This is a genomic window from Lentzea sp. NPDC037011, from assembly GCF_055607425.1.
The window spans coordinates 227,418-252,395 of sequence record NZ_JBVJRT010000007.1; the positions used below are offsets into that span (position 1 = coordinate 227,418).

General features: G+C 72.2%; 20 protein-coding genes. 11 read left to right on the forward strand and 9 right to left on the reverse strand.

Annotated elements, in window-relative coordinates; translation table 11 throughout:
* The first annotated feature begins 66 nt into the window (after positions 1 to 66).
* Together ACZ7CH_RS23315 and ACZ7CH_RS23320 are read left to right on the forward strand one after the other, a co-directional pair.
* Positions 67 to 819 carry a TetR/AcrR family transcriptional regulator gene (locus tag ACZ7CH_RS23315; protein WP_360396455.1) on the forward strand — a complete coding sequence of 251 codons (753 nt, stop codon included), beginning with the start codon at positions 67 to 69 and terminating at the stop codon, positions 817 to 819.
* A 216-nt stretch (positions 820 to 1,035) separates the two neighbouring features.
* Positions 1,036 to 1,791, forward strand: coding sequence for an anti-sigma factor family protein (locus ACZ7CH_RS23320; protein ID WP_470374827.1), 756 nt, complete (start codon positions 1,036 to 1,038; stop codon positions 1,789 to 1,791).
* Positions 1,792 to 1,853: 62 nt separating this feature from the next.
* Here the strand turns inward: ACZ7CH_RS23320 and ACZ7CH_RS23325 are convergent, their stop codons facing one another.
* From ACZ7CH_RS23325 to ACZ7CH_RS23340, 4 genes are read right to left on the reverse strand one after another with little or no spacing between them, the layout of a single operon-like run.
* Positions 1,854 to 3,230: a nickel/cobalt transporter gene (locus tag ACZ7CH_RS23325; protein ID WP_470374828.1), complete on the reverse strand. Its 1,377-nt coding sequence runs from the start codon at positions 3,228 to 3,230 to the stop codon at positions 1,854 to 1,856.
* Positions 3,227 to 4,519, reverse strand: coding sequence for a tetratricopeptide repeat protein (locus ACZ7CH_RS23330; protein WP_470374829.1), 1,293 nt, complete (start codon positions 4,517 to 4,519; stop codon positions 3,227 to 3,229). The genes ACZ7CH_RS23325 and ACZ7CH_RS23330 overlap by 4 nt, the downstream gene beginning before the upstream one ends.
* Positions 4,516 to 6,114 carry a DUF4331 domain-containing protein gene (locus ACZ7CH_RS23335; RefSeq protein WP_470374830.1) on the reverse strand — a complete coding sequence of 533 codons (1,599 nt, stop codon included), beginning with the start codon at positions 6,112 to 6,114 and terminating at the stop codon, positions 4,516 to 4,518. The genes ACZ7CH_RS23330 and ACZ7CH_RS23335 overlap by 4 nt, the downstream gene beginning before the upstream one ends.
* Before the next feature lie 23 nt (positions 6,115 to 6,137).
* Positions 6,138 to 6,503, reverse strand: coding sequence for a hypothetical protein (locus tag ACZ7CH_RS23340; protein WP_470374831.1), 366 nt, complete (start codon positions 6,501 to 6,503; stop codon positions 6,138 to 6,140).
* A 450-nt stretch (positions 6,504 to 6,953) separates the two neighbouring features.
* On the opposite strand from ACZ7CH_RS23340, the gene ACZ7CH_RS23345 reads away from it, so the two are divergent.
* The 3 genes from ACZ7CH_RS23345 to ACZ7CH_RS23355 are packed head-to-tail and all read left to right on the forward strand — an operon-like array spanning position 6,954 to position 13,500.
* On the forward strand, positions 6,954 to 10,460 hold the full coding sequence (locus ACZ7CH_RS23345) for an ATP-binding protein (protein ID WP_470374832.1): 3,507 nt from the start codon (positions 6,954 to 6,956) through the stop codon (positions 10,458 to 10,460).
* Between the two features lie 34 nt (positions 10,461 to 10,494).
* On the forward strand, positions 10,495 to 12,975 hold the full coding sequence (locus ACZ7CH_RS23350; protein WP_360396469.1) for a DNA gyrase/topoisomerase IV subunit A: 2,481 nt from the start codon (positions 10,495 to 10,497) through the stop codon (positions 12,973 to 12,975).
* Positions 12,976 to 13,500 (forward strand): GNAT family N-acetyltransferase, encoded by a 525-nt coding sequence (locus ACZ7CH_RS23355; RefSeq protein WP_470374833.1) that lies wholly within the window; start codon positions 12,976 to 12,978, stop codon positions 13,498 to 13,500.
* Between the two features lie 27 nt (positions 13,501 to 13,527).
* Here ACZ7CH_RS23355 and ACZ7CH_RS23360 read toward each other — a convergent pair whose 3' ends face one another.
* The gene (locus ACZ7CH_RS23360) at positions 13,528 to 14,088 is read right to left on the reverse strand and encodes a DivIVA domain-containing protein (protein ID WP_360396472.1); all 561 of its coding nucleotides are present in this window, start codon (positions 14,086 to 14,088) and stop codon (positions 13,528 to 13,530) included.
* A gap of 96 nt (positions 14,089 to 14,184) precedes the next feature.
* Here ACZ7CH_RS23360 and ACZ7CH_RS23365 point away from each other — a divergent pair, with 96 nt between their 5' ends.
* From ACZ7CH_RS23365 to ACZ7CH_RS23380, 4 genes are all read left to right on the forward strand, one after another.
* Positions 14,185 to 14,556, forward strand: coding sequence for a YchJ family protein (locus tag ACZ7CH_RS23365; protein WP_360396473.1), 372 nt, complete (start codon positions 14,185 to 14,187; stop codon positions 14,554 to 14,556).
* A complete protein-coding gene (locus ACZ7CH_RS23370) occupies positions 14,553 to 15,230 on the forward strand; it encodes a hypothetical protein (RefSeq protein WP_470374834.1) in 678 nt (225 codons plus the stop codon). The genes ACZ7CH_RS23365 and ACZ7CH_RS23370 overlap by 4 nt, the downstream gene beginning before the upstream one ends.
* A gap of 173 nt (positions 15,231 to 15,403) precedes the next feature.
* Complete coding sequence (locus ACZ7CH_RS23375; RefSeq protein WP_470374835.1) at positions 15,404 to 18,178, forward strand: hypothetical protein; 2,775 nt, start codon at positions 15,404 to 15,406, stop codon at positions 18,176 to 18,178.
* 138 nt (positions 18,179 to 18,316) lie between these two features.
* Positions 18,317 to 18,442 (forward strand): hypothetical protein, encoded by a 126-nt coding sequence (locus tag ACZ7CH_RS23380; RefSeq protein WP_470374836.1) that lies wholly within the window; start codon positions 18,317 to 18,319, stop codon positions 18,440 to 18,442.
* On the opposite strand, the gene ACZ7CH_RS23385 is transcribed toward ACZ7CH_RS23380, so the two are convergent.
* Positions 18,426 to 19,430: a GDSL-type esterase/lipase family protein gene (locus ACZ7CH_RS23385; RefSeq protein WP_470374837.1), complete on the reverse strand. Its 1,005-nt coding sequence runs from the start codon at positions 19,428 to 19,430 to the stop codon at positions 18,426 to 18,428. The two genes, ACZ7CH_RS23380 and ACZ7CH_RS23385, sit on opposite strands and share 17 nt — an antisense overlap.
* Positions 19,431 to 19,761: 331 nt before the next feature.
* Here ACZ7CH_RS23385 and ACZ7CH_RS23390 point away from each other — a divergent pair, with 331 nt between their 5' ends.
* The gene (locus ACZ7CH_RS23390; RefSeq protein WP_360392715.1) at positions 19,762 to 20,700 is read left to right on the forward strand and encodes a GlxA family transcriptional regulator; all 939 of its coding nucleotides are present in this window, start codon (positions 19,762 to 19,764) and stop codon (positions 20,698 to 20,700) included.
* A complete protein-coding gene (locus ACZ7CH_RS23395) occupies positions 20,700 to 21,320 on the forward strand; it encodes a DJ-1/PfpI family protein (RefSeq protein ID WP_360392718.1) in 621 nt (206 codons plus the stop codon). Before ACZ7CH_RS23390 ends, ACZ7CH_RS23395 begins: the two co-directional genes overlap by 1 nt.
* On the opposite strand, the gene ACZ7CH_RS23400 is transcribed toward ACZ7CH_RS23395, so the two are convergent.
* Genes ACZ7CH_RS23400 through ACZ7CH_RS23410 form a run of 3 tightly spaced genes read right to left on the reverse strand, consistent with a single transcriptional unit; the run spans position 21,289 to position 24,946 of the window.
* Positions 21,289 to 21,909 (reverse strand): ABC transporter ATP-binding protein, encoded by a 621-nt coding sequence (locus ACZ7CH_RS23400; protein WP_470374838.1) that lies wholly within the window; start codon positions 21,907 to 21,909, stop codon positions 21,289 to 21,291. The genes ACZ7CH_RS23395 and ACZ7CH_RS23400 overlap by 32 nt on opposite strands.
* Positions 21,906 to 22,505 carry an ABC transporter ATP-binding protein gene (locus ACZ7CH_RS23405; protein ID WP_470374839.1) on the reverse strand — a complete coding sequence of 200 codons (600 nt, stop codon included), beginning with the start codon at positions 22,503 to 22,505 and terminating at the stop codon, positions 21,906 to 21,908. The genes ACZ7CH_RS23400 and ACZ7CH_RS23405 overlap by 4 nt, the downstream gene beginning before the upstream one ends.
* Positions 22,502 to 24,946 (reverse strand): ABC transporter permease, encoded by a 2,445-nt coding sequence (locus tag ACZ7CH_RS23410; RefSeq protein ID WP_470374840.1) that lies wholly within the window; start codon positions 24,944 to 24,946, stop codon positions 22,502 to 22,504. The genes ACZ7CH_RS23405 and ACZ7CH_RS23410 overlap by 4 nt, the downstream gene beginning before the upstream one ends.
* Positions 24,947 to 24,978 lie beyond the last annotated feature (32 nt).

Sequence of the window (24,978 nt, forward strand, 5' to 3'; positions counted from 1 at the left end):
TACGAGGTGTACGTTGTACACGGTTTTAGGATTCACCGGCAAGTGCGGTGTGGACGAGGGGGCTGGGTGAAGCAGAGCGACCGGGACCGCAGCGTGCGCCTGCTGTGGGCGCCGCCGGCGGAGCCGACCAGGGGACCGAAGGCGGCGCTGAGCCAGTCGCGGGTGGTCGGGGCGGCGATGGAGGTGGCCGACGCCGAGGGGGTCGACGCGCTCACCATGCGCCGGGTCGCCGAGGCGCTGGGCAGCACGGCCATGGCGCTGTACCGGCACGTGCCGGGCAAGTCGGAGCTGCTCGACCTGATGGTCGACGCGGCCTGGGGCGAGACCGAGCGCACCCCGCCCGGACCGTGGCGGGAGGGCCTGGAGTTCTTCGCGCGCCAGATGTGGGCGATGTACCGCGCGCACCCGTGGATGCTGCAGCTCACCACCTCGCGGGTCATGCCGGGACCGCACGCCATGACCCGCCGGGACGCGGCCTACGCCGCCGTCTCGCAGCTGGGGCTGCGGCCGGAGGAGATCGTGGCCGTGGTGACGGCGGTCGCTCACCACGTCGACGGGGTCGGCCGCGCGATGGCCGACCGCGTGCGGACCGAACGCGAGACCGGGGTGTCCGAGGAGGACTGGTGGACCGGCAGGGAGGCGCTCTGGGAGCACTTCACGCCGGACCGGCTGCCGATGATGACCCACATCTGGAACACGGGCGGTTTCGAACGGCCGCTGGACGAGTTCGAGTTCGGTCTCGCACGTCTTCTCGACGGTCTCGCGGTGTTCCTGGAGTCCGGAGAACGACCGGTGGTTCGTCGAGAGACGTGCCAGTAGTCCTGTGTGCCCGGTGAGGTGGACTTGAGTCGGCCGTTCGAGTGAAATGCGCTGTTCAGCGCACCGGTGAACCGGAGTCGAGCGGTTGCGTAATGCCATTGTTATGCGCAATCGGATTCAACTCGTTCACGGGCTGAACCGAGCACTCCCGTCCGCCCGTTTTCCTTGTGACACCGTTTCGCCGCGGGGGTCGATTCGGGACGACGAGGAGGTCGCATGACAGCTGGCGCGCACGATGCGGTCACACTTGGCTGCTACGCGCTCGGCGTTCTGGACGCGCAGGAGAGCCATGGCGTGGAGCAGCACCTGAGGGGCTGCCCCTCCTGCCGTGCGCAGGTCGCCGACTTCCACCGGATCCGCAGGGCGCTCGACGAGGTGCCCCGCGAGGTGTTCCTGCACGAGCTCGAAGACGACCTGCCCACGCCGTCGGACCTGGTGCTGCAGCGGGCGCTGCGGCAGATCAGGCAGGAGTCGGTCATCCCGCAGCCGCGGGTGGCCGACCCGCAGCCCAGAGCCAGTCCGCGGCAGGTGGAGGAGCTCGCGGAGCCGCAGCACGCCAAAGCCCGGCGCTGGCCGGGCTACCTCGCCGCCGCGGCCGTCGCCGCGGTGGTGGCGTTCGGCGGTGGCGCGGTCTTCATGCAGAACCGGGCACCGGACACGTCCATCTCCGCGTCGCGCAGCGGCGAGGGGACCTCGGGCGGGATCAGGCTGGTCGCGGAGGTCACTCCGTCCTCGCAGGACCGCTACGAGGTCACCGCGAGGATCGAGGGCCTGCCCGCCGCCCAGAGGTGCAGGCTCGTCGTCATCGGCGCCGACGGGACGAGGACGGAGGCCCACGTGTGGACCTCCAGCGAGAAGGGGCGGCTCGAGGGGGTGACCGTGCGGGGCATGGTCAGCGTTCCCCTCGACGAGGTGAAGTCGGTGGCGGTCGAGAACGGGGACGGCAAGCCGTTCGTCGTGGCCACCATGTAGGAACGGACGAAGAAGGGCCCGCATTCTGTTCGGAATGCGGGCCCTTCTCGCATTGATGTCATTTATGCGGACTGCAATGCGAGCCACCCGCCGACCACGATGACCAACGCGGCTGTGCCCACGGGTGCGCAATGCGAGAGCAGTTTTGTGGCACGGCCGTCCAGCAGCCGTTCGACCCGGTCGCGGGCCTTCACCAGCAGCAGGCCGACGCCGGTCAGCGTCGCGGCCATGCCGAAGCCGTAGCCGAGGACCAGCAGCACGCCGAACCAGGTGCGCCCGAGCGCGACGGCGCCGAGCAGGACGACGAGCGCGGAGGGTGACGGGACCAGGCCGTTGGCCGCGCCCATGCCGATCAGGCTCGCCCGGCTGTACCCGTGACCGTGCCCGGTTCCATGCCCGTGCCCATGTCCGTGTCCGTGTCCGTGTCCATGACTGTGCCCGTGCCCGGCTCGCGCGAGCGCGGGTTCGCGGGTCAGCGCGGAGCGCAGCAGCAGGACGCCGATGCCGGTGATCAGCAGGCCGCTGACCAGCCCGAGCCAGCGCAGCACCTGCTCGCCGGCCAGCGCGCTGGAGGCGCTGATGACCAGGCCGAGCAGCAGCACGCCACCGGTGTGCGTGACCGTGACCGAGGCACCCACGACGAACGCGTCGCGCGGCGTGCCCTGACGGCCCGCGAGGTAGGCGGCGATGAGCGTCTTGCCGTGACCGGGCAGCGCGGCGTGCGAGGCACCGAGGACGAGCGAGAGCAGCAGCGCGAGGAAACCGAGCCACGGCGTGAGCTCGTCGCTGCCCAGGATGTCGTTGAGGGCGGCGGCCGTCGTGCTGAACGACCGGATCGGGGAACCGGTGGCCTGCTTGGGCTCCGACCCGGAACCGGGCTGCGCGGTGAACGCGACCGAGCGGACGTCGAGCGGGCTGCTGAGCAGGTCCTCCGGGTAGGTCCGCAGCTCGCCGCTGATGCTCTCGGTGGGCACGGGCGAGCCGGTGAGCCGCACCCCGGTGCCGGCGGCGGTGATCTCCCGCCAGCCGACCCGGTCGGTGTTCGACTCGTCGTGGAACTCCAGGCGGGCCGGCCGGGCGAGGTCGACCTTCGCGGTGAGCTCGCAGACCAGCCGGGTGGTGACCAGGTCGGCCTGCCCGACCGGGTGCTCCTTGGTGGCGCCGGCGACGGTCCAGGTGATCCGCCGGCCGTCCACGGTGGACCGGTCGGTGCCGGCCAGCTCGTCGCACCAGCGCCCGGCGTCGCGGTCCCGCAGGTTCTCCTGCAGCGTCGGGATCTCCGCGACGTCGACCACCGACCTGAGGTCGATCCGGTCGGGGTGCAGGTGCAGGCCGTGGTAGTGGTTGACGCTGAAGTTGCCCAGCGGGTGCCCGAAGGCCTCGCCCTGCAGGCCGAAGAACCCGGCCAGCAGCAGGGCGCCGATGACGGCGTACCTCACCGCCCGCCCCGCAGCTCGGCGAGCTTGCGGCCCGCCTTCAGCGCGTGCAGCGGGGAGAAGTTCGCGTTCAGCCGCAGCGCCAGCACCAGCGCCTCCTGCGCCTCGGCCACCCGGCCGAGCGCGGCGAGGATCATGCCGCGGTGGTAGGAGAACGTCGCGTTCTGCCAGCCCAGCGCGGCAGCGCGGTCGGCGTAGGCCAACGCCTCGGCGTCCCGCCCGTTCACGTGCAGCGCCCACGCCATCGCGTCGGCGACGAACACGCTCTGCCGCTTGCCCCACTCCGACTCGGCCCGGCGCAGCGCCCGCACCCCGTCACCGCGGTCGGCCGCCACGAGCGCCGCGGCGAGGTCGTCGGAGGCACCCTGCGACTCCATCAGCCGCTGCTGCTCGGACAGCACGTCGTACTGCCGGGCCGCCTCCTGCGCCCTGCCGTCGGCCGCGAGCAGCTCCGCGTACTCCTGCAGGTACTGCGGCAGGGGAGCGCGGGCCACGAGCCTGCGGTACTCCTCGATCGCGACCGGGACGTCACCGCGTGCCGCCGCGACCTTCGCCTTGCCCTGGGTGAGGGTCATGTCGTCTCCTCTCGCCGCCAGACCCCGCTCGTAGTGCTGAGCGGCTTCGTCGAGCCGGTTGTGGTCGAACGCGAGCTCGCCCAGCCGGTACCGGCAGAAGGCGATCTCCTCGGGCGTCGCGGCCGCGTTCAGCGCGCGGGTCATCGCGGCGCGGGCGCCGTCGACGTCGCCGTGGAGCTCCAGGTGGAAGGAGGCGCGGGCGAACGAGGCCGTGTTCGGCTTGAGGTCGAGCATCCGCTGCACCGCGTCCTGTGCACCCGCGTCGTCGCCGAGCTGCGTCAGCGCGTCGGCCAGCACGCCGTAGCCCTCCGCGGAGGACGGCAGGGCGGCGACCGCCCGCAGCCCCCACTCGCGGGCGGCGTGGAAGTCGTGCCGGGCGTTGGCCAGCGTGCCCATGCCGACGGCGGCCAGACCGGTGTCGCCCGCGTTCTTCAGCGCGCCCTCGGCCTTCGCGTAGTACGCCGGGTCGGCCGTGACCCGCGCGAGCTCCACGTAGGAAGCGCCGAGCCGCGCCCACGACGCCGGGTCGTCGGGCACCCGGTGCAGCCGCTGCTGGAGCTGGTGCACCACCCGGTGCAGCTGGTTCTGCTGCGCCACCACGGGAACAGGGGGCTCGCCCCCGGCCCTGCTGCCGGCAGGACCGGAGGCGACCAGGTGGACAAGCGCCGCGGTGACCAGGAGACCCACCGCGACGGCCTGCCGCTGCTGATACCTCACTTCGAGTGCGACCCGTACTCGCGGATGTGAACCTGGCGCTTGCGCCACAGGAAGAAACCCGCGCCGAACACCAGCGCCGAGCCGACCGCGGTGGTCATCGCCATCGGGTCGAGGTTGCCGATCCGGCCGACCGGGTTCACCGCGACCTCTGCGGTGGTGCCCGAGGTGTTCACGGCCGTGCCGTTGCGGGGCAGCGCCACGTACGGGAACGCCGCCTCGAACGGCTGGTCGTTCTGGTCGACCTTGTCACCGGCGGCCAGCGCCTCGACGAGCTTGCCCGTCACCGCCGCGCCCTCGAACGCCTGCAGGCCGATGTCCACGACGTCGTCGGTGAGGCGGCGGCCGTTCGGGAAGCCCTGTGTGTCACCGGCGAGCAGCCCCAGGCGGTTCGGGTTCGGGTTGGGGTTGATCGACATGTTCAGCCGCAGCATCTCCGCGGGCCGGAACCGGTGCTTGTCGACGTCGGCGTTGTTGATCTGCGAGTTCAGGTCGGCGTTGATCTGCGCGCCGATCTTCGTGCTGATGCCGGTCAGGAAGATCTCGGCCAGGTCGTCGCGCTGGCCCTTCGGCGCCGGGATCTTGTAGATGGCCTCGACCAGCTTCGGCAGCTCCGGGTTCACCACCCGGTCCACCAGCTCCTTCACCCCGGCGTCCTGGTCGGGGCGCAGGCCGTTGAACGCGTCCTTGAGGCCTGCGGGCGCCACGACCTCGTTCACCAGCGGGTTGCCCAGCCGGGAGACCTGCACGAAGTCACCGACCGCCTCCGCCTTGCCCGGCGACAGCTTCATGGTGCGGCGCTGCGTGGTGCTCCAGATGCCGATGTTCGGGTTGCGGTTCGCGTCGTTCTTCAGCGCCAGCGCGTGCTTGGGCAGCTGGATCGCGATCGTGTTGACGTTGTAGCCGCGCAGGGTGTCCTGGCCGACCTCGCTCAGGTTCCCGCCGTAGAGCAGGTCGAACACCCGCAGGTCCAGGAAGAACGGGTCCTCGGCCGGCCCGACGTACACCTTGCCGCCACCGGGCAGCTGCACCGTCGCCTGGTCGCGCAGCTTCTTGAAGTCCGGCATCGACGCGGGGCCGTTCGGCGACGGCGCGACCGGGGCGTTGTCGACGAGCTTGACCTTCTGGCCGTTCTCGTAGATCGCCTCGATGTCGTAGCGCTGGCGGAACAGCAGGTTCTCGTCGTCGAGCGAGTCCACCTGGCCGTTGGTGTAGAGGAACGTGTTGTTCTTGCGGCGGTCGTCGTCGTGGAACTGCCAGCGCAGCACCACGTCGGCCTTGGCGTCGCCGTCGTTGTCGATGTTGAAGTCGTACTGCGCGTCCGTGGCCCACGGGAAGAAGTTCGGGCCCCCGTTGGGCTCCTGGAACGGGAACCAGTTGCCGACCAGGGTGACCGTGTCCCCGTGGTCGGGGCTGACGAACGCGTACAGGTCCGTGTTGTCCACGGCCGGGTCACCGGCGATGAGCGGTGCCTCGCGGTGGGAGGACGCGGTGGCGCCGGATCCGCCGAACAGGGCGGCGTTGAGCAGGGTGGCTGCCACCAGCGCGGCCGCGGCCACCTGGCCGCGCCGACCGCTGAGGACGTGCGGTGACGACATCTCTGGTCTGCCTTTCGAGGGGGTCAGGCGCTGTGCATGAGCAGCGGGGGTTCGCCGGGGTGGGCTGAGTGCGCTGAGGTCCACCTCGCCCTGGTGAAGTCGCGGATGCCTTCGACGAGCCGCTCGACGTCGGACTCCGGCCGGACCACCAGGCGCGCGAAGCCGCTGCTCATGCCGAGCTCGGTGGCGCACTCGCGGATGAGGACCCGGTGCCGGGACAGCAGCCGCAGGCTCTTCGCCGGCTCCTCGAACGTCTGCGGGGTCGGGAAGTGCGGGTTGCACGGGGTGCGGAAGCCCACCGGCTCACCCGCGCCCGTCCTGGCCGGCTCGAAGCAGGACGGGCTGTGCGCGGTCCGCTGGCAGAGACCCAGGTCCACACCGTGCCGCATGCGATCACCCCGTCCCGGTCGTCGATCTGACACCGGGGCATACGTGCCGCCGTTCACAGCGGTTCACGGACCAGTGTCGGGAAGGTCTCGGCTGGGTCACGCGCGCAACCTCGGCCCCCGCCGCCGACCGGGAGCACCCGCCGTTTCCGGTCCACAGTGGACGATCACAACCGCCTGATCCGGTCCCTCGCCCGACCCCGCACGTGCTCGGGCACCCGGCCTCGGGGCGCGCTCGGGCCCGTGACGTTCGACAACCGCCCGGTCGCCGTGGTCGTTTGGGCCGGTGAACCGCGTCTTGCCAGGTCAGCAGGCTTTCTCGGGACCGCCTGACCGGCGCGCGAGGTCGACGTCACCCGCCCTGCGGGTCGCAGGGCACCACCGTTGCGGAAAATTGTCGGTCCAGGCGGATACCCTGCTGGCAGTCCGCACACAATCCAGGGAGCACCACCCGTGACCGCTGAGACCCTGTACGGGGCCGACGACCTGACGCACCTCGAAGGTCTCGAGGCCGTCCGCAAGCGGCCAGGCATGTACATCGGGTCGACCGACAGCCGGGGCATCAACCACCTCTTCAGCGAGATCGTCGACAACTCGACCGACGAGGGCGTGGCCGGCCACGCCACCAAGATCGTCGTCACCCTGCACGCCGACGGCAGCGTCCAGGTCGACGACGACGGCCGCGGCATCCCCACCGACGTGCACGCCAAGTCCGGTCTGTCCGGTGTGGAACTGGTCCTCACCAAGCTGCACGCGGGCGGCAAGTTCGGCGGCTCCGGCTACAAGACCTCCGGCGGCCTGCACGGCGTCGGCGCCTCCGCCGTCAACGCCCTCTCCCACCGCTTCGACGTCACCGTCCGCCGCGGCGGCAAGGTCCACGAGATGTCGTTCGCCCACGGCGTCCCCGGCGTCTTCGACGGCCCCGGCCCCAAGGCCGCGTTCACCCGCCAGAACGGCCTCAACGTCGTCGGCAAGATGAAGCGCGGCGAGTCGACCGGCACCTCCATCCGCTACTGGTACGACGCCCGCTACTTCGAGAACGGCGCCTCCCTGGACGTCGAGACCGTGCGCATGAAGCTGCGCAACACGGCGTTCCTCGTGCCCGGCGTCACCTACGTGCTCAAGTCGGCGCTGGAAGACGCGATCTCCGAAGAGGTCTTCCACTACCCCAACGGCCTGACCGACATGGTCGACTTCCTGGCCCCCTCCGGCGACCGCGCCGTCTCCGGCACCCTCGTCATCACCGGCACCGGCACCTACTTCGAGAACGCCGCCGACGAGAACGGCGTCATGCGGTCCAAAGTGGAGCGACAGGCCGAGGTCGAGGTCGCCCTGCGCTGGGGCACCGGCTACGACCGCACCGTCGAGTGCTTCACCAACACCATCCGCAACGTGCACGGCGGCACCCACCGCCGCGGCTTCGACCGCGCCGTGCTGAAGGCGGTCCAGGACGCCATCTCCAAGACCCGCGGCCTGCTGAAGCCCAAGGAGGACCCGCCCACGCTGGACGACGTGCTGGAGGGCATGACCGCCGTCGTCCACGTCCGCATCCCCGAACCCCAGTTCACCTCGCAGACCAAGGACGAGCTGTCCACCGCCGGCATCACCAAGGTGCTGCAGGGCATCGTCGACCAGCAGGTGCGCGCCTGGACCGAGGACCGCAGGACCAAGGTCGAGGCCAAGACCGTGCTCCAGAAGGTCGTCGACGCCTCCCGCGTCCGGCTGACCCAGAAGCAGCAGAAGGACGCGGCCCGGCGCAAGACGGCGCTCGAAGGCGCGGCGATGCCGGCGAAGCTGGTGGACTGCCGGACCACGGGTGTGTCGCGGTCTGAGCTCTTCCTCGTGGAGGGCGACAGCGCCCTCGGGTGTTTCACCGCTGAGACGCAGGTCGCGCTGGCGTCTGGCAAGTCGCTGTCGTTCCTGGAACTGGTCGAGGACTGGCAGCGCGGTGTGACGCACTTCGGCTACGCGACGAACAAGGCCGGCCGCGTGGTCGTCGTGCCGCTGGTCGAGCCGCGGCTGACGAAGAAAGATGCCCCGCTGGTCCGCGTCACCCTGGACAACGGCGCGTCGGTCCGCTGCACCCCCGACCACCTGTTCCGCCTGCGCGACGGCTCGTACCGCCGCGCCGACGCGCTGCAGCCCGGCGACTCGCTGATGCCGCTCTACCGGTCGGTGTCGTCGAAGGCCGAGGGCCACAACCTCGACGGCTACGAGCGGGTGTGGATGAACGACCGGCAGGAATGGGTCTACACCCACTACCTGGCCGATGCCCACAACCTGCGCCACGGCCTCGACAGCGCCGCGAACGGCAACGTCCGCCACCACGTGGACGTGGACAAGCGCAACAACGACCCGCGCAACCTCAAGCGGATGACGTGGGAAGACCACGCCGCGCTGCACGCCGCGATGATGGGCGAGCACGTGCACGAGGGCTACCGGGCGTGGCTCGCGGCCGGCGGCACCGAGATCAAGTCGGCGATGCTGTCCGAACAGTGGAAGGACCAGGAGTTCCGCGCGGCGTGCCTGGCCAGGCTCGCCGCCCGCAACCAGGACCCGGCGTTCCGCGCTCGCATCGAGCAGGGCTTCCAGGACTGGTACGCCGAGCTGAGCGACGCCGACAAGGCCGCCTACGCCGAGCGCATGCGTGCGCTGCAGGCCGAGTACTGGGCCGAGCCGGAGCACCGCGCGGCGGCCGCCGCGCGGGTGCGCGCGTTCTTCGCCCAGCCCGGTAGGCGGGAGGAGTGGAGCGAGCGCTCGCTGGCCCAGTGGCAGGACGAAGAGCTGCTCGCCTGGCGCTCCCGCACCACGGTCGATCAGTTCGCCGACCCGGCCGAGCGGCAGCGCCAGCGTGAGGCCGTCATCGCGTGGCATGAGAGCCACCCCGAGTTCGGCCGCGAGCACTCCGCACGCATGAAGCAGCGGATGGCCGACGCGTCGACCGGCCACCTGGAGGCGGTTCAGGCCGGTCGCCGCCGCTACGTCGAGTCGACGTCCCGTGCCGAGCGGGTGGCCAAGCAGGTCGAGGGGCGCCGGATCGCGGCGCTCAAGCGGCTCGCCCCGATGCTGGACACGCCGTCGAACTTCGAGCTGGCGCTGTCCTACGAGCTCGACCGCAAGGCGAACGCCAAGACGGGCCTGAAGTTCCTGAAGGTGCTGGCGCACTACGACGACGACTTCATCCGACTGCGGGAAGCGGCGACGCTGGTCAACCACGCGGTCGCCGCTGTCGAGGCGTTGCCGGAGCGCGAGGACGTCTACGACCTGACCGTGGACGGCTACCACAACTTCGCGCTCGAAGCCGGTGTGTTCGTGCACAACAGCGCGCGCATGGCCCGCGTGTCCGAGTACCAGGCGCTCCTCCCGTTGCGCGGCAAGATCCTCAACGTCCAGAAGGCGTCCCTCGCCGACACGCTGCGCAACGCCGAGATCGCCTCCATCGTCCAGGTCCTCGGCGCCGGCACCGGCCGCACGTTCGACATCTCCCAGATGCGCTACGGCCGGGTGATCCTGATGGCCGACGCGGACGTCGACGGCAGCCACATCCGCACGTTGCTGATCACGCTGTTCGCGAAGTACATGCGCCCGGTGATCGAGGACGGCCGCCTCTACGCGGCCATGCCCCCGTTGCACAAGGTCATGACCCGCGGCCGCAACGCCGAGACGCACTTCACCTTCACCCAGCGGCAGATGGAGCAGACCGTCGCGCGGCTGGAGAAGGCCGGCAAGCAGGTAGTGACGCCGGTGCCGCGGTTCAAGGGCCTGGGTGAGATGGACGCGGACGAGCTGTGGGAGACCACGATGAACCCCGCGACCCGCAGTGTCCGCCGCATCACGATGGACGACGTCGAGGCCGCGGAGGTCGCGCTGGAGCTGCTGATGGGCGAGAAGGTCGAGCCGCGCCGCAACTGGCTCGTCGAGTCCGCCGCACGGGTCGACCAGTCGGCCATCGACCTCTAAGCCTTCTCGAGAGAACAGACGGAGTTACGAAGTCATGGCACGCCGTAAGGGACCCACGACCAAGGTCGACCCGGCCGCGTTCGACCGGGCCGGTGCCCGTGTGCTCGACAACTCGCTGAAGACGGAGATCGAGGACTCGTACCTGGAGTACGCGTACTCGGTCATCCACTCGCGGGCTCTGCCGGACGCGCGGGACGGCCTCAAGCCGGTGCACCGCCGCATCCTGTTCTCGATGAACCAGAACGGGCAGAGGCCGAACACCCCGTACGTGAAGTCGTCGCGCGTAGTCGGCGACACCATGGGCCGGTACCACCCGCACGGTGACACGGCGATCTACGACGCGCTGGTCCGTCTCGCTCAGGACTTCAGCCTCAACGAGCCGCTGATCGACGGCCACGGCAACTTCGGCAGCCCCGATGACGGTCCCGCGGCGAGCAGGTACACCGAGTGCCGCATGTCGCCGGTCGCCATGCAGCTGGTCGGTGAGCTCAACGAGGAGACGGTCGACTTCCGTCCGAACTACGACGGTTCGCTGGACGAGCCGAGCGTGCTGCCGGCGGCGTTCCCGAACCTGCTGGTCAACGGCACGTCCGGCATCGCGGTCGGCATGGCGACGAACATGATCCCGCACAACCTGCGCGAGGTGGTGGGTGCGGCGCGGTGGCTCATCACGCACCCGAACGCCGACCTCGACAAGCTCATGGAGTTCGTCCCGGGGCCGGACCTGCCCACCGGTGGCATCCTGCTCGGCCTCGACGAGGTGAGGAAGGCCTACGAGACCGGTCGCGGTGTCGTGCGGATGCGCGCGAAGATCGAGATCGGCCCGCTGGAGGGGTCGCGCGGGCGGCAGGCCATCACGGTCACGGAGCTGCCGTACGGCGTGGGTGCGGAGCGGATCGTCGAGAAGATCACCGACGAGGTGAACAAGTCGAAGCGGCTGACCGGCATCGCGGACGTCAAGGACCTGACCGACCGCGAGAACGGCATCCGGCTCGTCATCGAGTGCAAGGTCGGGGTGAACCCGCAGGCGCTGCTCGCGGACCTGTACCGGTTGACGCCGATGGAGCAGTCGTTCGGCATCAACAACCTGGTGCTGGTGGACGGGCAGCCGCGGACGCTCGGGCTCAAGGGGCTGCTGGAGGTCTTCCTGCGGCACCGCTACGACGTCGTCACGCGCAGGACGAAGTTCCGCAGGCGCAAGCGCGAGGAGCGGTTGCACCTGGTCGAGGGGCTGCTCAGGGCGCTGCTCGACATCGACAAGGTCATCAAGCTGATCCGGGGCAGCGAGAACGCCGCTGCCGCGAAGGACGGCCTGATGAAGCAGTTCACGCTCTCGGAGATCCAGGCGTCCTACATCCTCGACACGCCGCTGCGGCGCCTCACCAGGTACGACAAGATCGAGCTGGAGGGCGAGCAGGACAAGCTCACCAGGGAGATCGCGGAGCTGACGGCGATCCTGGAGGACGAGGGTGTCCTGAAGAAGCTCGTGTCGAGCGAGCTGGCCGCGGTGGCGAAGGAGCTGGGCGGGGACCGCAGGACGAGCCTCATCGACGGTGACCTCAAGGAGGTGCTGGCGGCGTCGAAGCCGGCCGGGCCGCTGGAGGTCGCGGACGACCCGTGCCAGGTGATCCTGAGCGCCACCGGGCTCGTCGCGCGCACGGCGGCGGAGTCGGAGGAGGCGTCGGAGGGCAAGCGGCGGGCCGGGCGGGTGAAGCACGACGCGGTGGCCGCGCTGGTGCACTCCACGGCGCGCGGTCAGGTCGTGCTGGTCACGAACCGGGGGCGGGCGTTCAAGACGGACGTGCTGCCGCTGCCGGTGCTGCCGGAGCAGAGCGGGACGGTGAGCCTGCGCGGCGGCATGGCGGCCAGTGAGCTGGTGCCGCTGGAGAAGGGCGAGAAGGTCGTCGGCATCGCGCCGCTCGACCCGGGGTCCTCGCCGGGCATCGCGCTGGGCACGAAGCTGGGCACGGTCAAGGTGTGCTCGCCGGAGTGGCCGGTGCGGTCGGACGAGTTCGAGGTCATCACGCTCAAGGACGGCGACGAGGTCGTCGGCGCGACCTGGCTGGACGACGGTACGGAGGCGCTGGCGTTCGTCAGCTCCGACTCGTCGTTGCTGCGCTACGACGCGAAGCTGGTGCGGCCGCAGGGCCTCAAGGGCGGCGGCATGGCGGGCATCAACCTCAGCGGTGACGCGCACGTGCTGTTCTTCGGCGCGGTCAAGACGGGTGACGGCCAGCACGGCGAGCCGATGGTGGTCACGTCGAGCGGGCAGAGCGTCAAGGTCACGCCGTTCGCCGAGTACCCGGCGAAGGGGCGCGCAACCGGCGGTGTGCGGTCGCAGCGGTTCCTGAAGGGCGAGACGCACCTGGTGGTGGCGTGGATCGGGTCGCGGCCGGCCGGGTCCGACGTGAAGGGCACGCCGGTGGAGCTGCCGGAGATCGACCCGCGCCGCGACGGGTCCGGGCACGCGCACCCCGGTCCGGACGTGGTGGGCCACCTGATCGAGAGGGACTAGGTGTTCCGGCGGTTCGAGGCCGGCGAGGCGGAGGCGTTGGCCGACTTCCTCGCCGGCGAGCCGTGGCCGTTCCACGCGAACGCCACCGTCGACCGCGCGGACGTGCTCGACCGCGTCCGGTCCGGGTACTACGACGAGACGTACTGGATCGAGGTGGCGGGGGAGCGCGCCGGGATCGTGCGGCTGTTCGACCTCGGGGACGAGACGCCGATGTTCGACCTGCGGGTGGGCGCACGGCACCGCGGCCGTGGCCTGGGCAGGGCCGCGGTCCGCTGGCTCACCGACAAGCTCTTCACCGAGCTGGTGCACGTGCAGCGGATCGAGGCCACGACCCGGCAGGACAACCTGGCGATGCGCCGCGTGTTCGCGCAGTGCGGCTACGTCAAGGAGGCGCACTACCGCCGGGCGTGGCCGGACGGCGAGGGCCGCCGGTTCGACTCGGTGGGGTACGCGGTGCTCCGGCACGACTGGCGCACGGGGACGACGACCGTGCCGGACTTCCACGACCTCGACCAGGAGCCGTAGCTCCCGTCCGCGCGGGGCGGGGCCGCGTCATCCGCCGTGCTCGATCCCCGCGCGCCGCACCCTCGCCTCCGCGACGATCCGGTCCGCCTCGTCGAGTGCGACGTCGCGCAGCTCCGCGAGGGCCCGCATCGCCTCGGCGCGGCGGGCGGACATGGCGAGCCGGAAGTCCTCGCGGACCTCCTCGCGCTGGGCCGCGGCCTGTTCTTCGAGGCCGCGGGCGCGCGACTCGGCCTCCCCGACGATCATCAGCGCCTGGAGCTGCGCGTCCCTGATGACCTCGCGGCGTTCCTCCTCGGCCAGCGCGACCATGCGCGCGAGCCGTTCGGGCAGGCCCCTGAGGTCGATCGGGGTCAGGCAGATGCGGTGCAGGCCGTCCTGCAGCGCCGTGTTCTCCTCCTGCACCGACATCAACCTGCTGGCCAGCGCGTCGGCGCGGGCCTCGGAGGCGTCGCGGTCGGCGGTGACCAGGCGCAGCTCGGCCTCCAGCTCGGCGACGTAGTCGTCCACCTCGTCCCGGTCGTAGCCGCGCCAGCGCAGCCCGAACCACGTGCGCAGCGGAACCAGGTCCGCCCTGCTCTCGACGGTCACGTGCGGCCTCCCATGCCTCCCGCGAGTCAGTCCTGACAGGGGGTACGTACGCGGTGCGGCATCGGTTCTACCGAGTTCACCGGGCACAATGTGGACGTGACCACCAAACTGTGCCCCTGCGGCACCGGCCAGTCCTATGTGGACTGCTGCGGTGCGCTCCACTCCGGCGTCCGCACGGCGGCGACCGCTGAGCAGCTGATGCGCTCCCGGTACAGCGCTTTCGCACTGTCCGATGAGGACTACCTGCTGCGCACCTGGCACTCGCGGCACCGGCCGTCGGACGCGGGGACCGGCGACAACGACCGCTGGCTGAAGCTCGAGGTGCTGGCGACCGAGAACGGCGGACTGCTCCAGAACGAGGGCGTCGTCGAGTTCCGGGCGCACTACGTGGGCGGTGTCGTGCACGAGCGCAGCCGCTTCATCAGGGAGAACGGCCAGTGGGTGTACCTGGAGGGTGACCAGAAGTGACGACCGTGACGATCGGGAGCCGGTTCAACGGCCCGCCGGGGACGGGCAACGGCGGCTACGTCTCCGGCCGCCTCGCCGCGCACGTCGGCGCCGGTCCGGTGAGCGTGCGGCTGCGCAAGCCGGTGCCGCTGGACCGGGAGATGCGGGTCCGCGACGGTGAGCTGCTCGACGGTGACGTGGTGATCGCCTCGGCCGCACCGGCGGCGCTCGACCTGGCGGTCCCTGCCGTCCCCACGCTGGCGGAGGCCCGCGCGGCGGCGGCGCAGGTGCCGTGGCGCGACCGGCACCCGTTCCCGACCTGCTTCGGCTGCGGCCCCGACCGCGAGGACGGCATCGGCGCGCTGCTCGGGCCGCTCGTGGGCCGGGAGGAGTGGGCCGGGGTCTGGCGCCCGACCGCGGTCCTGCCCCACGAGGGCGGGCACGTGCTGCCCGAGGTCGTGTGGGCGGCGCTGGACTGCCCGTCGGCCCAGCCGGTGGCCCCCGACGGCGGTCCGGCGTTCGTGCTCGGCACGTTCGTGGCGCAGGTGGAGCGGCCCGTCGAGCTGGACGTGGACCACGTGCTGCTCGCGTGGGAGCTCGGCCGCGAGGGGCGCAAGGCGTACTCCGCGTCGGCCATCATCGGCCCGGACGGTGTGTGCGGCCGGGCGACCGCGGTGTGGGTCTCGATCGGATGACACCAAATAACCCGACTGGGTGACGGAGCGCTGACGCGTGTTGATAGCGTGCACGACCGTTGCCCGGTTCCACCGAAAGGGCGAGTGAACGGGATGGCACGGAGGTGATCAGGCGCTTGATGGGCCGACGTGCCGCCGCCCGCGGCGACCAACAGACGCAACAGGTGCAGCCGATGCACGCACAGGCCCAGGAACAGGCCCTGCAACCGGCCGAGCAGCCGACGCCCACCTACGAGGTGCCGGCGTCCTACGAGGCCCCGTCGTCGTACGAGTACGAACCGGAGCCGCCGAAGCCGCCGCAGCCACAGCGGACGCCGTACGCGGCGAACTTCGTCGGTGCCACGCTCGTCGTCTCCGCACCGGAGGGACCGGGTCAGGGCGCGACCGGGCTGGCGCGCGCACTGCCGGCCGACCGCGGTCGCACCGTGGTCGTCGTCGACTTCCCCAGCGGGGACCAGAGCACGTTCTGGCCGCACGTCGTGACGGCGCTGAACGGGCGCGGGCCGGTCCGGCTCGCCGTCTCGCACGCCGGCACGATGCGCCCCACCGCGCCCGCGCAGTGGCTGGCCGAGCAGCTGCAGACCGAGGTCGTGGCCCCGGACGGCGTGCTGACGACCGTGCCGGGTGCCGCGTTCGTGGTCGGCTCCCAGGGCTACGGCAGCTGGGTGCGGTTCCAGCCGAACGCCTCGCCGATGCCGTTCGGCCGCCGCTTCCCGGTGCCGCAGTGGGAGGCAATGGACCCGAACTCGCCGTGGCCCACCGGCGAGGTTGGCGTCTCCGAACCCATCCCGTCGGGGCTGTGGCTGCGCGCGCAGCAGCCGCCGTTCGACCCGTCCGCCCCGGACGCCCGCCCGATCGTGGCGCTGCCGTGCCGCGACAACGTGCTGACCGTGGTCGTCGGCGGGCCTGGCCAGCCGGCCATCCCGACCGACGAGGTCTGCCGGCTCCTCACCGCGCTGCCCCAGGCCGCCCGGTCGCGGGTGCGGCTCGTGCCCTACGGCGTCGACGCCGAGCTGGGCAAGCTGGTCGCCGACGAACTCGGCGAGCCGATCGCCGCGTTCACCGGCCTGCCGGTCGGCAACCTGCGCGGCGGCGGTCCCGCGGTCATCGCGGTCGACCCGCGCGGGCAGCAGACGTGGCGGCCGTTCGTGACCGAGGTGCAGTGCGTCCCGCACGAGAGCGTGCCGGTCGTGACCGGCTACCGCACGCCGGTGCCGGGCCTGAGCGAGGTCTCGCCGGGCGTGTTCTCGCTCGGCGACGGCGTGGTGCTCGAAGTCGTGCCCTCGGGTCTGTGGGTGCGCGAGCACGACGAGCCGTACAACGCCGCCGAGGTCCGCTCTCAGGCCGTGGACCCGGAATGGGCACGTCTGACCGTGGGCACGCCAGGGCGCACGACGCCCGGTGCGGTCGCGGTGCACGGCGCTGCTCTCGTGGAACGCCTTGAGCCCGAGGTCCGCAAGCTGCTTCGAGTCGTCTTCTGCGACTCGAAGGTGTCACCGCCGCCTCCGCCGCCCCCCTCGGTGCCGCAGCACGCCGCCCCGGCCCACGCCGCGGTGGACGGCGGGTTCGCCGAGCCCGCCGAAGCGCCACCGGTGGCGAAGACCGGGTCGTCCGCCACCATCGCCGCGGCGCTCGGTGCGGCTGCGCACGCGTTGTCGCAGCGCGACTCCGCGGACAACGGCACCGGCTTCTTCGCGGCCGTGACGCCAGCGGATGCGGAGCGGCCCACGTTCGGTGCCGGGGTGACGCCCGCGGGATCGGAGCGACCGGCGTACGCGGAGCCCGACCACCCGGCACGGCCCAGTTTCGGTGCCGGGGTGACGGCCGACTACGAGCCGCGACCCGCCTACGAACCCGAGGCACCGCGCGCCACGTTCGCCGGCATCCCGGTCGACACCGACCAGCCTGCCCGGTCCGCGTTCGCCGAGCCCGAGTCGCCCCGCCCGGTGTTCGCCGGTGTGCCGGTCGACCAGGAGGCGACGGTCCGGGTCGCGTTCGCCGCGGTGGGCGCTGATCCGGAACAGCCGGCCCGGCCCGCCTTCGGTGCCGCGGCCGTCGAGGGCGGTCCGGCCATGGCGGCCGTGACGTCGCACGCGCTGGCCGACCCCGACGACGCCGCCTACCCGTCGTCCGACCCGGACGCCGCCGCAGTGCGGTTCCGCGTCGACGGGCCGCTGCCCGCCCAGCCGCTGGCCTTGTGGGAGCAGCCCGCGCGGGGCACCGGCGACCGCGAGACCGTGGCACCCGACCACAGCAGCTCGGAGGTCGAACGCGACGCCGTGCGCCGTGCGCTGGGCGAACGGTACGGCGCGCACGCGGCGACCGTGTGCCGGCTGCTGGCGCAACGACCCGACGCCGAGGAGGACCCGGCGGCGTTCGAGGCGATGGTCACGGACCTGACGGCGTTGCTCGCGTGCGTGTCGCAGGACGAGGAGATGGTCGTCGAGACGCTGCGCATGGGCCGACTGGGCCGGTTGCGCCCGTATGTCGCGTGCATCGTCTCGGGCCTGAACCGGCTGCCGGTGCACAACGGCGTGGCGACCGTGTGGGGTGTCACCGGCCCGACCGGGCCGCGGCGCTACCGCAGCGGTGACGTCCTGGTCGAGCACGGCCTGCTGGACGCCGTCGCGAACCCCGTCCAGCGCGTCGAGGGCGCGGTCGAGTACCTGCTGTGGTCGGTCACCGGCCGCAGGGTCGAGGTCGCCGACCGCGTCGCCGTGGCCACCGAGGAACGCGTCGTCTTCCCGCCCGGCACCACGTTCCGGGTGCTCGCGGTCTCCGAGGCCGAGGGCGAGCACCCGATGCAGGTGCTGCTGCAGGAGGTCGCGGGCCCCGCGGCCGACCAGGAGATCGCGAACCTGCGGCCCAGCGTGCTGTCCCGGCTGGAACGCGCGGCCGCGAACCTGCGCGTGCTGCCGTCGGTGCCGGCCGCCGCGGTGCAGGCCTGACCGCCCACCCGGGCATCCGGTACGCCGAACCGGCGGTCGGCCCGCTGCGCCTGCGTCCGCCCGTGGACTGCGACGGCGAGCCGACCGGCGCGTTCGGCGACCGGCACCCGCCTCGCCGAGCAGGCCGGCGGCTACCGCTTGGTCTACGCGCACCCCGGCGCGGACGTGCCCGCCGTGTTCCGCGGCGACATCGCACGGGCGTGGGCCGCGTTCGCGCACACCGGCAACCCCGGCTGGCCGCGCGAGGTCAGTTTTCGGTGGTGAGCCCGAGCGTGCCGTCGAGCTTCGGCACGCAGGCCCCGTCGCGCTCGTCGGCGGCCAGGAACTCGCTCAGGCAGTTCGCGAGCTGCTCGTGCCCGCGGGCGTTGGGGTGGAACGACTCCTGCCACGCGTGCGCCGACCGCCGGTCGTCCTTCAGGCCGTCCCAGTCCAGCGTCAGCCGGGTGAACCACTCCTCCTCCGGTGACGAGCCGCCCGCGCACGCCTCGTGGCCCTCACCGGCCCGTGCCAGGTCGAGGAACCGGGCGTTGACCTTCCCGGCCGCCACGCGCAACCCGTTCGACAGCTCCGGCACGCCCTCCTCGACGACCCACTCCAGGTCACCGGTGCGCAGCGGGCAGCCGGACAGGTTCTGCAGCGACTTCGGCACGTTCGGCGCGACCGGCGCCGCGTAGGACTGCACGACGAGCTGGTAGGACGAGTCGAGGTAGCCCGAGTCGCGCATGGTCTGGCGGATCGCGTTCAGCGTGTTCTCGACCTTCGGCACCATCTTCGCGACCCGCTTGGTCCACTCCGGCGCCACCTTCGCCGTGCAGTCGCTGCGCGCACCCCACGCCTGCACGCACGTGTTGAGGATGTCCGCGAACTTGGGGTCGTCGTTGGCCCCGACGGCCACCACGAGCGCGACGACCCGGTGCGAGCCGGCGATCCTGCGCAGCTCCGGCAGCTGCTGGGTGCGCAGCCGGTCCGAGTTCGCGCCCGAACAGGCCAGGTTGAACCGCTCGTCGGCCTCGAACCGCGCCTTCATGACCGACGCCTCGCTGGAGCGGTGGCACCAGTTGCCGCCCTCCTCGCCGTTCGTGCCCGGCTCGTAGGAGCCAGCGCCCTCACCGGACAGGGTGCTGTCGCCGAGCGCCACCACCGCCGTCCTGGACTCGCGGTCGGGGTCGGACGGCGGCGGGAACGGGTGGTCGCTCACGACCAGCACGATCGCCAGCACGACGATCGCCATCAGCGGAAGAACTCTGCGCATCGCACACCAGCCTACCGACCCCCTCCCCGCCCGCCCTCTTGCCGCACGCGGGGACCTCCCGTGCGCCAGGAGAGTACGAAAGCTCCCCGCGTGCACCCTGCCGGCTTGCTTGCCGCACGTGGGGGCCTTTCGTGCGCCAGGGGAGTACGAAAGCTCCCCGCGTGCACCCCGGCGGTTTGCTTGCTGCACGTGGGGGCCTTTCGTGCGCCAGGGGAGTACGGAAGCTCCCCGCGTGCACCTGAGCGGTGGCCGAATGAGAGGGCGGAATGGCGTTGCCGCCACTGCGGGTGATGAGGAAAGTGGAGTTGTGGGGAACTTGAGGGAAGTAGTCGTGGTCGGTTACGACCGCACGGCGCTGCTGGACCTGGCGGGGCCGGTAGAGGTGTTCCAGGCGGCGAACCACGGGGGTCAGCGCTACCGCGTCACCGTGGCCACGCTCGGGGGAGAACCGTTCACCGCCACCGCGGGGGTGCGGATCGGGGCAGGTGCGGACCTGCGCACGCTCGACCGGCCCATCGACACGCTGCTCGTCGTGGGCGGCTGGGGGTACGACGAGGCCGCGACCGACCCGGTGCTCACGACGCACCTGCGGCGGCTCGCGCTGAAGTCGCGGCGGATCGCGGGCGTCTGCACCGGTGCGGTGGTCCTGGCGGGGGCCGGGCTGCTGCACGGGAAGAAGGCGACGACGCACTGGGCGTTCACGGGCGAGCTCGCGGCGCGCGGGGTCGACGTGGAACCGGACGCGATCTTCGTGTGCGACGGTCAGGTGTCCACTTCGGCCGGTGTGACGGCGGGCATCGACCTGTCGCTCGCGATGGTCGAGCAGGACCACGGCCCGGCGCTGGCCCGCCGGATCGCGCAGTACCTGGTGGTCTTCCTGCAGCGCAGCGGTGGCCAGTCGCAGTTCAGCGTGCACACCCGCACGCCACCGGTGTCCGACGACGCGCTGAGGGCGTTGCTGGACGCGATCCACGCCGACCCGACGCGTGAGTGGACCGTGCCCGTCATGGCGCGCAGGGCGATGATGAGCGTCCGCCACTTCGCCCGCGTCTTCTCGCGCAGCGTCGGCATCTCACCCGCGCAGTACGTCGAACGGGCCCGCGTCGAGGCCGCGGCCGACCGCCTGGCCAGCACCGGTGACGGGCTGGACCTGGTGGCGCGGCAGAGCGGTTTCGGCTCGGCCGAGACGTTGCGCCGGGCCTTCCTGCGCGTGCTCGGCGTGTCGCCGGGCAGCTACCGCGCCCGCTTCCGGACGACGGGGGTCGCCTGATGGACGTCGCGTACGTGCTCTACCCGAACCTGACCGCGCTCGACCTGGTCGGGCCGTTCGAGGTGCTCGGCTGCGTGCCGGTCGTGACACCGCGCTTCGTCGCGCGGACGCTCGACCCGGTGCGCTCCGACAACGGCCTGACCATGGTGCCCACCGACACGTTCGACACGCTCAAGTCGGCGGACGTGGTCGTGGTGCCGGGGTCGGGCCGCTGGAGGGAGGTGCTGCGCGAGTCCGCCGAGCTGGTGGCGTGGCTGCGGGAGGTGCACTCGACGACGAAGTGGACGACGTCGGTGTGCACGGGCTCGACGCTGCTCGCCGAGGCCGGGGTGGTCACGAGGGCCACCACGCACTGGGCCGCCCGCGACGACCTGACCGCGCGCGGGGTGCAGGCGTGCACCGACCGGGTCGTGTTCGACGGCAAGGTCGTGACCGGTGCGGGCGTGTCGGCCGGCATCGACATGGCGTTGCAGCTGGTGGAACGCGAGTTCGGCACGGCGGTCGCGCAGACCGTGCAGGTCGGCATCGAGTACGACCCGCAGCCGCCGCACGCCTACGCGCAGATCCCGGCGGAGATCGAGCAGAACCTCAGGGCGCTGTTCGCCGCGAGCCCGAGCTGATCCGGCCGCCGGCCAGCTCCAACACCCGGTCGGCGGCGGCGTGCACGGCGTCGTGGTGCGTGGCGATCAGCACCGCGGCGCCGTCGTCGGCGACCCGGCGCAGCAGCCCGATCGTGGCGTCGGCGCTCACGGCGTCCAGGTGCGCGGTCGGTTCGTCCGCCAGCAACGCCGACGGCTTCGCGACCACCGCACGCGCCAGCGCCGCCCGTTGCTGCTGCCCGAACGACACCTGCGCCGGGTACCGCCGGGCCAGGTCCGCGATCCCCAGCTCGGCGAGCACGTCCGCCACCGGGCCGACCGGCAGCCCGCGCAACCGCAGCGGCAGCGCGACGTTCTCCTCCAGCGTCAGCTCGGTCGCGAGTCCCAGCGACTGCGGCAGCACCGCGCACGCCGACCACGCCACCGGCCCCGGCCTGACGGTGCCGGAGTCGGGGAAGTCGAAGCCGCACAGGACGGACAGCAGCGCCGTCTTGCCCGACCCCGACGGCCCGCTCAGCGTCACCAGCTCGCCCGGTGCCACGGACAGGTCGACCCCGCGCAGCACCTCGACGCCGCCGAACGACCGCCGCACCCCCGTCGCGCTGATCACGACGCCACCAGCGGCACGCAGAGGTCGGCCAGCTCGACCAGCCGCGGGTCGTGCGAGGCCACGAGTACGGGCACCGGCAACGACGTCAGCATCTCCAGCACCAGGTCCGCCGACCGCGCGTCGAGCTGCGAGGTCGGCTCGTCCGCCACCACGACCGAGGCACCGCGCGCCAGCGCGCAGCCGAACGCGAGCCGTTGCTGCTGCCCGCCCGACAACGCCCCGATCCGCCACGTCCCCGAGCCGCCCAGCCCGAGCCGCTCCAGCAGCGACAGGTCCGTCGCGCCCGCCGCCCGCAGGTTGTCGCCGACCGTGAGGTGCCCGATGAGGTTGTCGGCCGGGTTCTGGAACACGACCGCGATCTCCTTGCGCCGCAACGACCTCAGCTCGCGCCACGACAGCTGCGAGGTCGGCCGGTCGTGCACGAAGACCTCGCCGGCGGACGGCCGTTCGACCAGCGACAGCACCCGCAGCAACGTCGACTTGCCCGACCCGGACGGCCCCGACAGCACGGTCAGGCCGGGCGCGGTGCGCAGCGACATGTCCGCCACCGCCCGCACCCCGCCGTAGGACACCCCGACGCCACAAGCGCGAATCACCTGAGCAGCTCTCCCATCCGCGCGGTGCGCACGCCGCGCAACGCGAGCCACGCCGCCGCCGCGACCACCGCCGCACCGCACACCACCATCAGCCCCAGCAACGGCACCAGGTCCGGCAGCACCGGTGCCGGGTTCAGCCACGGCGCCGGGTCCAGCCGCGGCACCGCGGCCCCCGCGCTCACGAACGACGCCACCGCACCGACCGCCACCGCCGCCACCGCGATCGCGCCCACCTCCAGCAGGTGGCTCGACCACAGCAGTGCGGGCTTCATCCCCATCCGCGTGGACAGCGCGCCCGACACGGCGTTCTGCCGCCGCCGCACCTCGATCGCCAGCAGCAGCGCCACCGCCGCCACCACCGCGAGCACCACGCCGATCGCCGCCACGAACCCGAACGTCCACTGCACGGTCAGGAACGGCAGCCCGTCGAGCACCTTCGCGCGGTCGGCGACGTTCGTGTAGTGGATGCCCGCCTTCTGCAGCTCCGCGGTCAGCGCGCTCACCGGCAGCGACGACCACAGGTGCCACGACCCGACCTGTTCGGGCGCGGGCACCGCGGACCGCGTGATGACGTACCCGCGGGTGCCGAGCTTCGGGAACGACGGCAGCGACTCGGACGGCTTCAGCAGCGGCAGGCCGGGGACCTGCATCTCCTGGTTCGCCGCCCGCCCGATCCGCACCGCGGAGGCGACCGCGCCGGTCCTGCCCAGGCCCGCCAGCACCGCCCGCACCCGGTCCGGGTCGCCGACGATGGCCGCGTCGGTGAACGTCGCCGGGTCCACGACGAGCGCGCCGGAGCTCACGCCGACGAGCGTTGTGGTGCCGCGCAACGACTCCGGCAGCGCCACCTTGCCGGTGGCGAGGTCCTGCGACACCTGCGCCGTGCTGTTGGCGCCCACGTGCACGGCGGACTTCGAGTCCAGCGCCGACCGCTGGGCACCGGCGACCGAGCTGCCGACCGCGATCGTGCCGACCGCCAGCACCCCCACGAGCACCACGCCGGTGACCGGTCCGGCGGCCGCGGCGAGCCGGCGCACCGCCAGCTGCGCGGCCGGCACCCGCCAGAACTGCACGCGGTGCGACCAGGTCAGCGTCCAGCGCAGCACCCGCGTGGCGAGCAACGCCGCCGCGAGCACCACCAGCAGCGGGAACGTCAGCGCCGCCGCGTCGATGCGCGGCAGCTCACCGGCCCCGGGCCGGGTGCCCAGCCCGTTCTCCGCGAGCCGCAGCCACGCGAGCACCGCGAGCCCGCCGACCGCGAGCTCCCACGGCAGCACGGCGAGCCGCCACCGCCGGGGCCGTCCCTGGAACGTCCGGTGCGTCTTCCAGCAGGCGGTCAGCACGGTCACCGCGAGGCTCAGCACCACCACGGCGAGCACCGCGCCGAGCGCGGTCCACAGCGTTCCGGGCGCCGGCGCCGTGCCCGGCCCGTAGAGGGGCAGCAGCACCCGCGCGGCCACCAGTCCCAGCACACCGCCGAGCACCAGCGGCAGCCCCAGCTCCAGCACCCCGCGCAGGCCCAGCGCGAGCGGGCCGGCACCGCGCACCCACAGCAGCCGCAGCTCGGAGTGCCTGCGTTGGGCCCACTGCACGGTCACCGTGCCGACACCGGCGAGCCCGACGAGCACGCTCACGACCACCAGCGGCAGCAACGCCGACCCGACGTTGTCCCGCGCGGTGGCCGACGCGGTGATCGCGGCGCTGACGAGGTCGGTCCTGGTCAGCGGGAGGCCGAGCTTCGCCAGCAGCGCGTTCCCGTTGTCGCGCAGCGCTTCCGCCTCGGCGATGGTGGTCACCGGCTCGGCCGGGAACCGGATCGACACCGTGGCGCTGGAGAAGTCCGCCGGCAGCAGTGCGAGGTCGGCGGCCTGGTGCACCCAGATCACCGACGTGCTGGCGCCCTCACCGGCCAGCGGGTTCGGCACGACGGTCTTCGCCTCGGAACACCACCAGTCCGCCACCGGGTGCGCGAGGTCCGCGTAGATCGCGCTGACCACGAGCGTCGACCCGACGAGCCGGTCGCCGATCTTCACCTTCGCGGCGGACGCGACCGTCTGCGGCACCCACAACCCGGTGCCGCCGCCCTGCAGCACCCGCAGGTGCTCGGTGGCACCCGGCCGGTACCCGAACCGCGCGTAGGTCGCGAGCCCGGTGAAGTCCGGCCGCGCGATGTTGGTGTAGACGGCACCCAGGCCGCCATTGGTCGTGGCCGTGCGGACGGCCTGCGCCAGCGGAATCCCGTCGCCGTCGAGGGAGGGGTGCATCGACTGTGGACAGACGCGGCCCTGCTGGTAGGCGAGCGCCGCGCTGCCGGCCGCCGAGGAGTGCAGGACCGCCGCGGCCACCACGAAGCCGAGCAGCAACGTCGTCACGATGCTCACGACGAGCGTGAGCGGGCTCGACAGCGCTGCCCGAGGGGCGGCTCTCCACGGCAACTGCACCAGCGCACGCTAACCGGCGAGCTGCGTTTTCG

Coding starts and splice junctions, on each gene's coding strand:
- ACZ7CH_RS23320 (WP_470374827.1), top strand. CDS start 1,036: ATGACAGCTGGCGCGCACGATGCGGTCACACTTGGCTGCTACGCGCTC.
- ACZ7CH_RS23335 (WP_470374830.1), bottom strand. CDS start 6,114: ATGTCGTCACCGCACGTCCTCAGCGGTCGGCGCGGCCAGGTGGCCGCG.
- ACZ7CH_RS23340 (WP_470374831.1), bottom strand. CDS start 6,503: ATGCGGCACGGTGTGGACCTGGGTCTCTGCCAGCGGACCGCGCACAGC.
- ACZ7CH_RS23350 (WP_360396469.1), top strand. CDS start 10,495: ATGGCACGCCGTAAGGGACCCACGACCAAGGTCGACCCGGCCGCGTTC.
- ACZ7CH_RS23375 (WP_470374835.1), top strand. CDS start 15,404: ATGCACGCACAGGCCCAGGAACAGGCCCTGCAACCGGCCGAGCAGCCG.
- ACZ7CH_RS23385 (WP_470374837.1), bottom strand. CDS start 19,430: ATGCGCAGAGTTCTTCCGCTGATGGCGATCGTCGTGCTGGCGATCGTG.
- ACZ7CH_RS23395 (WP_360392718.1), top strand. CDS start 20,700: ATGGACGTCGCGTACGTGCTCTACCCGAACCTGACCGCGCTCGACCTG.